Genomic DNA, 14605 nt, shown 5'->3' with positions numbered 1-14605 from the left:
CTTGTCACGATACTGGGCTGTGTTGCGCTACACGGCTGTCAATCGTGGGCGCGGAGCAGAGCGCAGGTAAGCTAGATACGTGATTCATACCCAAGATCTATCAATGAATATCGGTACGCGTGCCTTGATAACTGATGCCACGTTGCATATCGATAAAGGTTCGGCTATCGGTTTGGTGGGCCGAAATGGTGCCGGCAAAACCACGCTAATGCGCTTATTGGCCGGCGAAGGTACAACCTCAGAGGTTGTTGAATACGGCGGTTTGATTACTCGCAAAGGTTCAATTGGCTACCTTGCACAAGATCCGGGTATTGGTGATCCAGCACAAGTAGCTTTGGATCGGATTCTTTCTGTTCGTGGTATTGAACGAATGCTGCGCTCTATCCAGCGAGCTGAGCATGACATGTCTACCCTTAGCGGTCCAAAGCAAGAAAAAGCTATGGAAAAATATGTTCGCCTCGATATGGAGTTCACCGCTGCTGGAGGTTATGCGGCCAAAGCACAGGCAGCCCAGATCGCGGCCTCACTAGGATTAGATGAACGAACACTTGGGCAAGAATTGCACACGCTTTCGGGCGGACAGCGACGTCGCGTCGAACTCGCCCGGGTCCTATTTTCCGGCGCCGAAACACTTTTACTAGATGAACCAACTAATCACTTAGATCACGATTCAATAATCTGGTTACGAGATTGGCTTAAGTCCTATTCCGGCGGTTACGTCGTGATCTCTCACTCAGTTGAGTTACTTCGCGAGACGGTTAATCACATCTGGTATCTTGACGCTAACCGGTCAGTTATTGACTTGTATGCCATGGGGTGGGATGCGTATCTTAAGCAGCGCGATGCAGATGAGGTTCGTCGTCGTCGCGAACGGGCAAACGCAGCTAAGAAAGCTGCAGCGCTTACCGCCCAAGCCATGAAAATGAAAGCCAAAGCGACAAAAGCAGTAGCCGCACAAAATATGCTTAAACGCGCTGAAAAATTGCTGGAGAATGTCGAAGAGGAGCGTACGGTCGATAAAGTTGCGCATTTGCGGTTTCCGAAACCCGCGCCGTCGGGAAAAACTCCGCTTATGGCGCAGAGCCTAACAAAGTCGTATGGTTCTTTAGAAATCTTTGCCGGCGTGGATTTGGCAATTGATCGCGGGTCACGGGTCGTGGTTTTAGGGTACAACGGTGCTGGGAAAACAACGCTATTGCGAATACTTGCCGGCGTTGAGAAACCTGATACTGGCAAGGTGATCGCTGGTCACGGTCTTAAACTTGGATATTATGCCCAAGAACACGAAACAATTGACACGAAAAAGTCGGTTGTGCAGAATTTGCGCTACGTTGCTCCTGAACTTGATGACACCGCAGTGCGTTCGGTTCTTGGATCTTTCCTTTTTTCTGGTGAGGACGCCGATAAGCCAGCCGGGGTGCTTTCGGGTGGCGAGAAAACTCGATTGGCTTTAGCGATGCTCGTGGTTTCAGCGGCCAACGTTCTACTCTTAGACGAACCGACAAACAATCTCGACCCCGCCTCGCGACAAGAGATTCTTAACGCGTTGCGTAAATATGAAGGTGCAGTTATTTTAGTTACCCACGATGAAGGAGCAGTCCAAGCTCTTGATCCCGAGCGAGTGCTATTATTACCTGATGGAGATGAAGACTTGTGGTCGGATGAGTATTTCGATCTGATCACGTTGGCGTAAGCGATGAAAAATTTGATTATTATGCGCCATGCCGAAGCCGGGTATGGCTCGGTTGATCACGAGCGCGCGCTAACTGCCTTTGGCGTTAGCCAAGCCCAATGTATGGGTAGAATGCTAGCTGAGCGGTTCGCAGTTATTGACTATGCTTGGGTTTCAGATGCCCGCCGTACGCGTCAGACTCTGCGCGGTTTAACATCCGGTGGTCTGAGCGTTGAGCATACGAGCCTATCGGCAGATCTCTACCACGGTAACTATCTCGATCTTGCGCGGTGCGTGAGTGATACTCCGGCGCAGTGTTCGACGGTTTTGATCCTGGCTCATGAACCGAGTGTAAGTTCGCTTGTTGGTTATTATGCTGATACATCCACTGAGCCCGCCCGCCAACTGATGCGTGGGTTTAGCCCCGCTACGGTAGGCATCGCGAAGGTTGAGGTGGCGTGGAATGATCTCGGGATGGGCATGTTACCAACGTGGGAGAAACTCAACGCACAGTGAAACCCTGCTGATGGGCTTAACGAAGTTGCGGATATAAAAGTGTGGGTGTGGAGTTTAGATCCACACCCACACATCTTGTTTGTTTGCGTTATTCGCGCGTAATATGGACGCCCTTTGGAACGACGACGATGCCGCCCTCAGACACCCAGCAACCACGCGCTTTATCGTGCTCATGATCGATACCGATCTGCGCACCTTCATCAATCTTGACGTATTTGTCGACTATTGCGCGAACGATTGTGGCGTTGCGCCCGACGTTTACTCCGTCGAACAACACAGAGTCACGCACTGAAGACCATGAATTGACGCGCACATGCGGGGAGAGTACCGAAGCGATTACTTCACCACCGGAAATAATGACACCGGGGGAAATGATCGAATCAAGTGCGTGGCCTAGTCGTTCATGGTGACCGTAGACGAACTTGGCTGGTGGTAGCCCGGTGTAGCCAGTGTAGAGTGGCCAATCGGTGTTGTAGAGGTTGAAAATTGGGCTGATTGAGATGAGATCTTGGTTTGCTTCATGGAACATGTCGATTGTACCGACGTCGCGCCAGTAATTGCGATCGCGTTCGGTAGAGCCAGGAATTTCATTGAAGGTAAAGTCGTAGACGCCACAATCTCCTTGAGAAACGAACATCGGAACAATATCGCCACCCATGTCGTGTGAAGATTCGGTATTTGATGCATCGGCATATAATGCTTCTACGAGGGCATCGGCTGAGAACACATAGTTGCCCATCGAAGCAAGGAATTCATTAGGCGAATCTGGCAGCCCATCGACGCGTTCGGGCTTTTCAATGAATTGACGGACTTTCGTTTGATCTTCAGGTGCAGTGTCGATCACGCCGAACGAGGAGCACATTTCAAGTGGCTGGCGCAAACCTGCGATGGTAAGTCCGCGTCCGGACGCAATGTGCTGGTCTACCATTTGGGAAAAGTCCATCCGATAGATGTTGTCTGCACCCGTGATTACAACGTAATCGGGGCGTTCGTCATCGAGAATGTTCAACGACTGGAAGACGGCATCAGCTGAGCCGGAGAACCAATTCTTGCCAACACGTTGTTGGGCTGGAACTGGTGCAATATAGTTATCGAGCAAAGTGGACATACGCCAGGTTTGGGAGATATGGCGGTCTAGTGAGTGCGACTTGTATTGGGTGAGTACCACGACTTTGAGGTACCCCGAATTTACAAGGTTGGAGAGGGAGAAATCGATAAGACGGTAAATACCACCGAAAGGGACTGCTGGTTTAGCGCGGTCTTGAGTAAGTGGCATCAGACGTTTGCCTTCGCCGCCGGCAAGGACAATTGCTAGGACACGTGGTTTTGATCGCTTTGGTCTATACATAGTTATAACTTTAGCTAAGAGTCGATTGTGATGGGGTGCTTTTACACAATTATCTCTAAGGAGTTTCAAACCTAGCGATAATCGATGCAGGAGCGTGGCGAAAATAAACCTCTGGCGTAGCTTCCGCGCTTAACGGCGTGATTCGCGATATTGTTAGAAGAAGGATATAGCGAAAGGAAAGATCATGCGCGTAGATCTATTGACTCGAGAATTTCCGCCACATATTTATGGTGGGGCAGGAGTCCATGTTGCTGAACTATCTCAGGTCTTGGCCAAGCACGCAGATGTGCATGTCCATGCCTTTGATGGTCCGCGCCCAGATGGCGAGTATGATCCTATCAACGTTTCGGGATATAACTATCTTGACGAGCTCGAAGGGCGCAATAGTGCGCTAAAGACTTTCGGGGTGGATTTGGCGATGGCCGGTGCAGTTAGCGGCACCGATATCGTTCATTCCCACACTTGGTATGCCAATATGGCCGGGCATTGGGCTGGGCTACTCCATGAGGTGCCACACGTTATTTCCGCACATTCTTTAGAACCGTTGCGCCCATGGAAACGTGAGCAACTCGGCGGCGGCTACAATCTTTCCTTGTGGGCAGAAAAAACTGCCTATGAGGGAGCAGACGGTATCATCGCCGTCTCGCACGCCATGCGTGAAGATATCATTTCTTGCTATCGCGAGCTTGATCCGGATAAGGTGCATGTTATTCACAACGGGATTGATCTTCAGGCCTGGAAAGCACCGCAAACCGATGAGGAACTCGATCAGGCACGTCAATATATGGCCTCATATAATCTTGACCCGGATAAGCCAACTATTATTTTCGTTGGGCGGATTACTCGGCAAAAAGGCGTGCCTGGTTTATTACGCGCTTTGCACTACGTCCCCGATGACGTCCAGGTGATTTTGTGTGCCGGTGCTCCAGATACGCCAGAAATATTGGCGCAAACTCGCGAGCTAGTCCAAGAATTACAAGATAAGCGTTCTGGGATTGTATGGATTGATCAACACCTTCCACGAACACAGATCCAGCAACTCCTAGCTTGCTCAACGACCTTTGTCACCCCATCGATCTATGAGCCGTTGGGAATCGTTAATTTGGAAGCGATGGCGATGGGATTGCCGGTCGTTGGAACAAACACCGGGGGAATCCCTGATTGTATTGAAGATGGCGTGACTGGCACGCTTGTGCCGATCGAACAGATGAATGATGGAACTGGTACTCCGCTCGATCCCCAAACTTTCGAACGCGATCTCGGCATGGCACTTGCTGAGATGGTTTCTGACCCAGCTAGAGCTTCTCAGATGGGCTTAGCTGGGCGAAAGAGAACAGAAGAACATTTCTCTTGGGAATCTATTGCCGTCAAGACGATGGCATTTTATAACGAAATTTTGGCACGTTAAACCATATCCGTGACACTAGATGAGGTTAAAGATAAAACATGAGTGATGTGTTAAAGGTAAATAACGTTTCTGTTGTGCGTGACCAGGCGTCTATCCTGTCTGATGTTTCGTGGCACGTTAACGAAGGTGAGCATTGGGTGATACTTGGGCCAAATGGAGCAGGTAAAACAACGCTCGTTTCACTCATTTCTGGCTGGTCACTGCCCACGACCGGAACAGTGGAAATTATAGGAGAAACAACTACTGATACGGATTTGCGCGAACTTAAGTCGATGGTTGGGGTGGCTTCTGCCGGGATTGACGCGCGCATTTCTGGTCGAGAAAAAGTTCTCGACGTCGTTCGCACGGCCGCCTATGGACGTAGCGCAACGTGGACTGAAGACTACGACGCCGAAGATAGTGATCGCGCCCGTGGCTTGTTAGCAACACTTGGCGTAGAATCGTTAGCTGAGCGGGGATTTGCGCGTATCTCTTCTGGAGAGCGAAAGCGCGTTGGTATTGCCCGTGCACTTATGCCAGATCCGGAAATACTCATTCTCGATGAGCCGTTAGCCGGCCTAGATTTCGGTGGCCGAGAACAGCTCATTGTGACGTTAGAAGATCTTGCTCGGGCACCTTATTCACCTGTGATGGTGATGGTAACTCACCACGTTGAAGAAATCCCGCAAGGTTTCACTCATGCCCTCCTTGTTAAAGACGGACGTGTTTTTGCTGCCGGAGAGATTCCTTCAGTTATTACGGAAGCCAATATCTCTGAACTTTTTGGACTACCAGCACAGCTCAGTCACGCCAATGGGCGATATTTTGCAAGTGTGCGCCGTTAAGTTGCCGTTGAGGATGTTATTGGTATCCTTCGTTGCGTTTGGTAAACTTAATGTAACAGTATGTCCGAAGAAAGGGCAAAAATGGCTTGGGGAATTTGGGCAAGTATTTTCGTTGTCTTGCTAATTTTAGAAATGCTGACCGTGGATTTTACGTTCACAATGGTTGCAGGTGGCGCGCTTGTTGCTACCCTAAGTTCTGCGTTAGGGGCCGGACTTGTTGTTCAAGTCATTGCCTTTGCTGTGGTATCTACAGTTCTACTTATTCTCGTTCGTCCGTGGGTTCGTCGCCATATCAACAATTCATCTAACAATGAATCAAATGTGTACGCATTAACCGGGCAAAACGCAACAGCTCTTACTCGCGTTGATGCGACCAGTGGCCAAGTAAAAATAGGTGGCGATACCTGGAGTGCAGTAAGCTCACATGAGCCTATTGAAGCAGGCACAACAGTAGTAATTACCGCAGTTCAAGGCGCACAAGTCGTCGTCGTACCCGCATAAATTTTTATAGAAAGGCGAATCGATAATGGAAACAATTGCGATTTCATCTATTATTCTTCTCGCTGTTCTCGCCTTAGTTGCACTATTTATTTTTGTAGCAATATGGCGGGCAGTGATCCAGGTCCATCAAGGATATACCGTTATTATTGAACGGCTTGGTAAATACCACAAGACGCTCAAGCCTGGGCTACATTTCTTAGTTCCGTTTATTGATTCGGTGCGCCAGCGCATCGATATGCGCGAACAAGTTGTTCCATTTCCTCCCCAGCCGGTTATCACTTCCGATAATATCGTCGTAAATATTGATACCGTCATCTACTACCAGGTCACTCAACCAGAAGCTGCTACCTACGAAATTGCTAATCCGATGGCGGCAATCGAGCAACTGGCAGTAACTACCCTCCGTAATATCATCGGCTCGATGGATATGGAGCAAGCCTTAACTGGCCGTGACCAAATTAATGGGCAACTTCGTGGTGTACTCGATGAGGCTACTGGCCGATGGGGAATTCGTGTTTCACGAGTTGAACTAAAAGCAATTGATCCGCCTGCTACGGTCCAATCTGCTATGGAACAGCAAATGAAAGCCGAACGTGATCGTCGTGCAGCTATTTTGACTGCCGAAGGTATTAAGCAGTCAGCAATTTTGACAGCTGAAGGTGAAAAGCAGTCACAAATTCTGCGAGCTGAAGGCCAAGCACAGGCAGCTATTCTTGAAGCTCAAGGCGAATCGCGTGCTATTCTCCAAGTTTTCGATGCTATTCATCGCGGCAATGCCGATCCGAAGTTGCTCTCGTACGAATACTTGAAGATGTTGCCGCAAATTGCTGAGTCTTCGTCGTCGAAGCTATGGATTGTGCCAACCGAACTCACTGCCGCGCTCAACGCCGTCACCGCAGGATTTGCCGGAAAAGGTGATGACGATGTCAAAGTTGATTTCAGCGGGCTTGACGATGCCGAATTTGCTTCCTCGTTAGCTGAAACGAATTTGCAAAACACCGAAGATGCACTTGCTGATGCTAAGGGCGAGGCAGATCGGGCAAATGAGGTAGTCGAAGAATCTGGGCGTTAACCTTTGAGTGCCGTCCACCAGTTTTGAGATAGAAGACTCCCCACCGCATACTGATTGTGGTGGGGAGTCTTTTGTACACTAGAGGCTGTGATTATCGAGTTAGAATCTTTAGAAGATCCCCGGTTAAACGACTATACGTCGTTAACAGATGTGGCGTTGCGTAAAAGCCTTGAAGCTGAACGTGGGTTGTATATCGCCGAAGGCGATAAAGTTATTGCACGCGCGATTAATGCCGGTCATATGCCACGCTCGTTTATTATGTCTGAGCGGTGGCTCCAACCCCTACAGCCTATTATTGAAAAGGCGACTGGAGCTCGTGACGGTGGCGCAGTTGCAGTATATGTTGCCAGCGAGGAACTTATTGAAGAGCTGACCGGTTTTCATGTCCACCGAGGGGCTTTAGCATCGATGAACAGACCGCCGTTACCAGCACTCGATAGTCTTATCGGCGCACATAGTTCTGCACGTCGTATCGTTGTTTTAGAAAACCTTGTTAATCACACAAATGTTGGTGCAGTGTTCCGATCAATAGCCGCACTTGGATTTGACGCGGTGTTATTGACCGATTCCGCATCTGACCCATTGTATCGACGCGCGGTGCGAGTATCGATGGGTACAGTTTTCCAAGTGCCATGGACCCGCATTGATCACTGGCCACGCTCAATGCAGATTTTGAAAGAGCGTGGCTGGATCACGGCTTCCCTTGCTTTGCGTGAGGATGCGCTAACGCTCGACCAGTTCGCACAGTTACCTGAAGTCAGTGCTCCGGATTCCAAAGTTGCTCTTATCTTAGGAACTGAAGGAGATGGCTTAAGCAATGCGACGATCGCCCATTCGGATCACGCGGTGGTCATCCCCATGGCAGGCGGAGTTGATTCGTTAAACGTTGCCGCTGCTGGAGCTGTTGCCGCGTGGGAGTTGCGGGTTCGTTAGTATAGGTCTTCGTGCTTTTTAGCTTCCTCATAGGCTGCGATAGCATCGCGTAACAATTCTTCTACTGGCATCCGTAATGCATTTGCAAGCCGTATAAGCGTGCCGAGTTTCGGATTGAGTGGAGAATTGCGTTTACGATCTGATCGGCCGTATTCCATTTGCTGGTAGTGTTCTCGGTTAATCTGTGCCTTGTGGGCGACCTCTTCTTGAGTCATGCCTAGTTCTTTGCGACGGGCGACTAAAGTCTTGCCGAGAATTGTTCCTAAAATGCGTTCTGCGTATGAATGTTCAATCATGTTTCTAGCATTGAGGTATACCCGGCAAAAGTCAGGGGGGTATACCCGGCATGGGTTAGTGAGTTTTTTAACAGGATGATGTTTTGTGTTATGAAATTGGTGCAGCGGCATTAAATCCGAGCTGACGCCAGGCTTCGTAGAGTGCAATGGAAGCACTATTAGCTAAGTTAAGCGACCGTCGGCCTGCAAGCATAGGGATTCTTAGGTGCTTGGTTAGATATGGATCGTTGAGTACGTCATCTGGCAGTCCGGTGGGTTCGGCGCCAAAAAGTAGCACATCGCCATCGCGATAACGTTCATCGGCATAGTTATTTTCAGTATGTGATGTGAAGGCAAATACTCGGCAATTCTCGCCAAAATAGGCTTTTGTTGCCTCCCAATTTGGGTGTATGACGAGGTCGGCTAAATCGTGGTAGTCCAATCCGGCACGACGCAGATGTGCGTCGTCGAAATTGAAAGCTAATGGCTCAATTAGGTGCAAACGAGCGCCGGTGCAGGCGGCTAAGCGGATGGCATTGCCGGTATTTCCAGGAATTTTTGGCTCATGAAAAACGAAATTTAACATCTCTTAAGAATATCGCAAAAACGTCAATGGTTTTATGTGGGAGATTCGCGATAGTATATCGAACAGATGTTCGAAAGGGGGATGAGATGCCCAACCGGCTAGCCTTGGCGCGCGATGTGTTGAAGCAAGCGGAGATTCATACTGGAGTACGGTCAGTAACTCCCTACGATAATGACGAATCAGTCTACCGAGTTCCGCACTACTTATCAGCAGTGTTCCCGCATGGCATTAACTACGGAAGCGTCATTGAATTATCGGGTTCATTAGCAGTGTGCATGTTAGTTGGGGGAATAATCGCTGAGTACGGTGGTTGGGTGGCTCATGTTGGGATTCCGGAATGGAGTTGGGATGTTGCACTAAAAAGTGGAATTCGGACTGAAAAATGTATTGCGATTACCGATGTCAAACATGAGCTAAACGCAGTTCTTTCAAGTTTGATTGACGGATGTTCGGTTGTTATCGTGTCCAGTTCTCTTGTTCCTAAAAAGTATCAGCGAACGTTGGAGAGAAAAGCACGCTCGCGCCGATGCGTAGTTGTGAGCTGGGGATCATGGCAGGGCAGTAGTCAACACATTGACGCCACGATACGTGAGATTCATGGAAGCGTTTTACGGGAAGCTACCGGGATAACTGAGATTGGTCCTATTTGCGGCATCGATTACGAGATTACGTCGCGTGCAGGTAGCACATGCGTGAATTTTTCTAAAAAAGGGTGGTGTGGAGCGTGATATATGGAGCAGTGTGGATTCCGCAATGGGATATCGCGGTGGCAATGCACGAGAAAAATTGCGATCTTCTAGCTGCGGTAGCAGTTGTCCGTAACCAAGAGGTTATCGCAGTTAACCAACCGGCGCAGCTACTTAATGTTCATGTGGGTATGTCGCGTCACAGAGCAAGCGCACAATCATCGGTAACGGTGATCGCAGAAAATATGTCACTTAGTAATCGACTCAGTGACGAAATATGTGAAATCGTGCAACGCCATGTTCTACATTGCGCACTTGTTCAACCGGGGCTTATCGTTTTCCCATGCTCGGCAACAGTTGACTGCTCCACCCTAGCAGAGCAACTTATTGGCGATATCGCGGGAGTGGACTTCGAAGCTCATATCGGTTTCGCTCCTGGGGTTTTCGCAGCTGTTGCTGCTAGTTGGCAAGATAGCGCAACTCAGAACATAGAAGATGTGGTTGATCACCTGCCAATAGAAAGAATCATTCAACCATATTTCCCACGCGAAAAGTATCAACGAATGCGAGAATTTGTTGAGTTAGCTCAACTTTTGGGGTATAGATCGCTTGGCGATATTCGCCAAATTCCACGTCAAAATTTTATAGCACGATTCGGTAAAACCGGTGTAGAGATTCTCCAACTTTTAGAAGGAAGCGATCCTTGTCCACCATATTTCCATGCGCCAGAAAGTGAAACTATTGAGCGCGTGTTAGATACACCAGTTTCGCATCTCGATCATATTGCTTTTCTAGGTCAATCTCTTGCCTTTGATATGGCAGAAAAACTCAGGTATCGAAACGTCATGGCAGATGATTTACTCGTGCGGATCACCCTCAGTGATGGAGTAGAAAAAGAACAAATATGGTCGATGGAAAGTATCGATATTAAAGGTATATCTCAGCGCATACGCTGGCAATTAACGGCATGGCTAGGTCAACTACGCGATGTAGATACCACGCCAGATAATGATGGTGTGGGTATTACTCAGATAGTTATTACTGCCTACAATTTTCGACCATCTGGATTAGCACAACAAACATTATGGGGTGACGAAGGTGAAGAACATCGTAACGTTCAACGAGTAATTGATCGAGTGCGTAGCTTGATAGGTGATAGCGGGGTACAGATTGGAAGATATCTTGGCGGGCGCTACCCACGCCAAGCCTATGGAATTCAGCAGTGGGGAACGCACACGAAAGTGGCGAAAAATTGCCAGTGGAGTGGCGAACTCCCGCGCCCATGGCCAGCAGTCATACTTGAAAAACCTGAAGAAATTTCTTGTGTATGTCGATGCGGTGCCCCATGCGCTGTTAGCAAGGAGGCAATGATCGTATGCAGTGGAAAATGCGAGTTAGTAGACGGCATTGCAATTTATTTTCGAAACCGTAAATACTCAGTAATAAAGATTGCCGGACCATGGTTGCATACCGAAGGCTGGTGGAGTGCAGAGCAACATTATTACCGAGCATGGTCGCAATTCGTATGCGATGGTATTGCCTTTTTGAGTTATCGACAAGATGGAAAATGGTGGGTAGAAGGAATCTATGAATAGTTTGTATGCTGAGCTCCATGCTCATTCGAGCTACTCGTTTCTCACCGGAGCATCGCAGCCAGAAGATCTTGTTCACCGAGCAGCGCAACTAGAATTATCTGCGTTAGCGATAACAGATTTTGACGGATTTCCCGGCGTCGTTCGGTTTACTCGGGCTGCGCGTGATCACGGTATCTCTACTGTGATTGGATCGGAGCTAAAGTTTATCCACGATAGTTCCCAGCTACTTATTTTGACTAAAAATCCGCGTGGATATCACAAACTATCCCATGAAATAGGTAGCGCATTGTTGGCCTCTGGGAAAAAAGGGCAGGCGCACTATGATATGGAGTCTTTGGCGTCAGCTAGTGATAACTTATGGTATGTCGTGACCGGCGGATCGCACAGCCAGGTGCGGCAGGCCTTGGAGAAGGAATCTGGACTATGGGCGCTAGATAGTGCGTATGGCGCACTTATCGATCTTATTGAACGGTTCGGGCAAGAAAATACGGTTATGGAATTATCCGCATACGGTGATCCGTATGATCGTGAGCGACGAGCAGCATTAAAACAGGTTGCAGATCGTGCAGGAATTGTGTGCATTGCAACTGGAGATGTGCATATGGCAACCGAAAGTGAAAAACCTCTTGCAGATGTTTTGTTCGCGACTCGAAAAAATAGCACACTAGCCGATGTTCGTCCGCTGCTACCACCGTGGCCAACAGTTTTACGTTCAGCAAAGGAAATGACGATATTGCATCGAGATTTTCCGCAGGCAGTTGAGCATGCGGCACAACTAGGAGCTGAATGTGCGTTTGATTTTGAGTTAATCGCTCCGCGTCTTCCGCCTTTTCCGGTACCAGATGGATATACGGAACAAACGTGGCTGCGAGAGTTGGTGAGCCGAGGTGCCTATGAACGCTATGGGAGTAAAGAACGTGCAAGGCAGGCATGGGAACTTATCGATCACGAACTAGAGATCATCAACAATCTTGGTTTTGCTGGTTATTTTCTTATTGTGGAAGAAATAGTTTCATTTTGTCATCGCGAGGGGATATGGTGCCAAGGGCGTGGATCTGCAGCTAATTCGGCAGTATGTTTTGCGTTAGGGATAACTGCTGTAGATGCGGTACGGCATAAAATGCTATTCGAACGTTTTCTTTCGCCAGACCGCAAAGAAGCACCTGACATCGATCTGGACATCGAAGCGGGCCAGCGTGAGCGAGTCATCCAACATGTTTATCAACGATATGGGCGAACAAATGCAGCTCAAGTAGCCAATGTTATTACCTATAGAGCTCGCTCTGCATTACGCGATAGCGCACGAGCTTTTGGTTATCAACCACATGAGATTAATGCATGGATACATGGAAAAGAGCGCCATGAACCGATAGTAGATATTCCGAGCAATGTTTCATCTATCGCAGATAAGATGCAAAATCTACCGCGTCATCTAGGAATTCATGCTGGCGGTATGGTTTTGTGTGATCGGCCGGTGATCGATGTTTGTCCGGTGGGATGGGCAAGTAAAGAAGGGCATACGGTACTGCAGTGGGACAAGGAAGATTGCGCAGATAGTGGACTGGTCAAGTTTGACCTTCTTGGGCTGGGAATGCTGAGTGCGTTGCGGATTGCATTTACACATATCCAGCAACAAGGAGTGCTGGGGTGTGATGGCAAGCCGGTTGGCTTACACAATATTGCTCAAGATGATTCACGAGTATATGACTTACTATGTGCCGCAGATACCGTCGGGGTATTTCAAGTTGAGTCGCGTGCTCAAATGGCAACATTGCCGCGACTTCGGCCACGAACGTTTTATGACATTGTTATTGAAGTTGCGCTCGTGCGTCCCGGACCAATTCAGGGAGGTAGCGTTCATCCTTATATTTCTCGACGGCGAGGAAGGGAGCGCGTAACATATGCGCATCCGTTACTTAAACCAGCTTTAGAAAAAACTCTTGGGGTGCCACTGTTCCAAGAACAACTTATGCGAATTGCTATTGATGCAGCCGGATTTACGCCGGCACAAGCAGATCAGTTGCGTAAAGCAATGAGTTCGCAACGTAGCCATGAACGTATTGCACGATTGCATGCTCAGCTTATGAGTGGAATGCGGCAACGAGGCATCGAGGTGGATACGGCTGAAGAAATTTTCCATAAATTGGACGCGTTTGCAGATTTCGGATTTCCAGAATCACACGCATTTTCATTCGCTTATCTTGTTTATGCAAGTGCATGGCTAAAGGTGCATTATCCAGAACATTTCTATATGGCATTACTACGTTCACAACCGATGGGATTTTATTCGCCACAGTCACTTATTGCTGATGCGCGATTACATGGCATTAATCTTTTGCCAGTTGATGTTACTGCTTCCGAGGTTAAAACATCTGTGCAGGAATTCGTGGGGGAGTTAGCAGTAGGAAATAGTGCTCGAATGCGACTTGTTGATCGGCATCCAGATACTGCTATTCGTCTTGGCCTTGAGCATATTTCGGGGCTCGGAGGCGTTGCGGAACGTATTTATCAGGCGCGAGTAGATAAACCATTTGCCAATATTAATGATCTTGTGCAACGTGCGCACCTATCAGCAAAACATATTCAACTCTTATCGACCGCCGGTGCATTAGAAGGTTTGGGAGTTACGCGGCGTAGTGGAATATGGGCGGCACAACACATTGGAGTGACTCACACATTAACGCATCAGTGGTACCAGCCTGTTATCCCGGGAACTGAAGTGGAAGTAAAAACTGATGGTCTAACGGAAATGACTCATTTCGAAGCCCATAAAGCAGATCTTTATTCAACGGGTATTACTCCGTTTAATCATCCGTTAGAGTTTCTTCGTCCGTATCTTCGTGATACTAAGATACTCACAATTGAACAAGCTTTTGCCCACGAGGTGGGTGAGCGTATCAAAATTGCTGGATGTATCACGCATCGGCAGCGGCCACACACTGCTCGCGGTATGACTTTTTTATCTTTAGAAGATGAGAGTGGAATGATGAATATCGTGTGCTCTGCAGGGATGTGGAAACGTTTTCGCCATGCAACGCAAAATAATATCGTGATAGTTCGTGGGGTTATTGAAAAGCATGATGGAGCAGTAAATTTTATCGCTGATGGAATTGAACGAGTCGATCACTCACTTGTGCTTAGTTCGCGAGATTTTCGATAAATAGTTCGATAACCGTAATACCAATGATG

General features: G+C 48.4%; 13 protein-coding genes. 10 read left to right on the top strand and 3 right to left on the bottom strand.

From position 1 onward, the window contains the following. Positions 1-79: 79 nt before the first annotated feature. Both NG665_RS04675 and NG665_RS04670 read left to right on the top strand, forming a co-directional pair. Positions 80-1693, top strand: coding sequence for an ABC-F family ATP-binding cassette domain-containing protein (locus tag NG665_RS04675; protein WP_252672507.1), 1614 nt, complete (start codon positions 80-82; stop codon positions 1691-1693). 3 nt (positions 1694-1696) lie between these two features. Next, positions 1697-2188, top strand: coding sequence for a SixA phosphatase family protein (locus tag NG665_RS04670; protein WP_252672506.1), 492 nt, complete (start codon positions 1697-1699; stop codon positions 2186-2188). 88 nt (positions 2189-2276) lie between these two features. Here the strand turns inward: NG665_RS04670 and glgC are convergent, their stop codons facing one another. Further along, on the bottom strand, positions 2277-3536 hold the full coding sequence (gene glgC / locus NG665_RS04665; RefSeq protein ID WP_252672505.1) for a glucose-1-phosphate adenylyltransferase: 1260 nt from the start codon (positions 3534-3536) through the stop codon (positions 2277-2279). Between the two features lie 184 nt (positions 3537-3720). Here glgC and glgA point away from each other — a divergent pair, with 184 nt between their 5' ends. The 5 genes from glgA (at position 3721) to NG665_RS04640 (ending at position 8274) form a co-directional block, all read left to right on the top strand. Then, positions 3721-4944 (top strand): glycogen synthase, encoded by a 1224-nt coding sequence (gene glgA / locus NG665_RS04660; RefSeq protein WP_252672504.1) that lies wholly within the window; start codon positions 3721-3723, stop codon positions 4942-4944. Between the two features lie 38 nt (positions 4945-4982). Then, entirely contained in the window at positions 4983-5768 is a 786-nt protein-coding gene (locus tag NG665_RS04655; protein ID WP_252672503.1) for an ABC transporter ATP-binding protein, read from the top strand. 60 nt (positions 5769-5828) lie between these two features. Beyond that, complete coding sequence (locus tag NG665_RS04650) at positions 5829-6269, top strand: NfeD family protein (protein WP_252672502.1); 441 nt, start codon at positions 5829-5831, stop codon at positions 6267-6269. Positions 6270-6294: 25 nt separating this feature from the next. Continuing rightward, a complete protein-coding gene (locus NG665_RS04645) occupies positions 6295-7341 on the top strand; it encodes an SPFH domain-containing protein (protein ID WP_252672501.1) in 1047 nt (348 codons plus the stop codon). 87 nt (positions 7342-7428) lie between these two features. After that, complete coding sequence (locus NG665_RS04640) at positions 7429-8274, top strand: TrmH family RNA methyltransferase (protein WP_252672500.1); 846 nt, start codon at positions 7429-7431, stop codon at positions 8272-8274. Here NG665_RS04640 and NG665_RS04635 read toward each other — a convergent pair. Then, positions 8271-8570 (bottom strand): helix-turn-helix domain-containing protein, encoded by a 300-nt coding sequence (locus NG665_RS04635; protein ID WP_252672499.1) that lies wholly within the window; start codon positions 8568-8570, stop codon positions 8271-8273. The two genes, NG665_RS04640 and NG665_RS04635, sit on opposite strands and share 4 nt — an antisense overlap. 88 nt (positions 8571-8658) lie before the next feature. Next, positions 8659-9135, bottom strand: coding sequence for a tRNA (cytidine(34)-2'-O)-methyltransferase (locus NG665_RS04630; protein WP_252672498.1), 477 nt, complete (start codon positions 9133-9135; stop codon positions 8659-8661). Between the two features lie 86 nt (positions 9136-9221). On the opposite strand from NG665_RS04630, the gene imuA' reads away from it, so the two are divergent. Genes imuA' through NG665_RS04615 form a run of 3 tightly spaced genes read left to right on the top strand, consistent with a single transcriptional unit; the run spans position 9222 to position 14576 of the window. After that, positions 9222-9863: a DnaE2-dependent mutagenesis accessory factor ImuA' gene (imuA', locus tag NG665_RS04625; protein WP_252672497.1), complete on the top strand. Its 642-nt coding sequence runs from the start codon at positions 9222-9224 to the stop codon at positions 9861-9863. Further along, positions 9860-11416: a DNA polymerase Y subunit UmuC family protein gene (locus NG665_RS04620; RefSeq protein ID WP_252672496.1), complete on the top strand. Its 1557-nt coding sequence runs from the start codon at positions 9860-9862 to the stop codon at positions 11414-11416. Before imuA' ends, NG665_RS04620 begins: the two co-directional genes overlap by 4 nt. Continuing rightward, positions 11409-14576, top strand: coding sequence for an error-prone DNA polymerase (locus tag NG665_RS04615; protein ID WP_252672495.1), 3168 nt, complete (start codon positions 11409-11411; stop codon positions 14574-14576). Before NG665_RS04620 ends, NG665_RS04615 begins: the two co-directional genes overlap by 8 nt. Positions 14577-14605 lie beyond the last annotated feature (29 nt).

It is taken from the genome of Arcanobacterium pinnipediorum (assembly GCF_023973165.1).
Lineage (GTDB): Bacteria > Actinomycetota > Actinomycetes > Actinomycetales > Actinomycetaceae > Arcanobacterium > Arcanobacterium pinnipediorum.
This window is presented reverse-complemented; position numbering and strand designations above follow the sequence as displayed.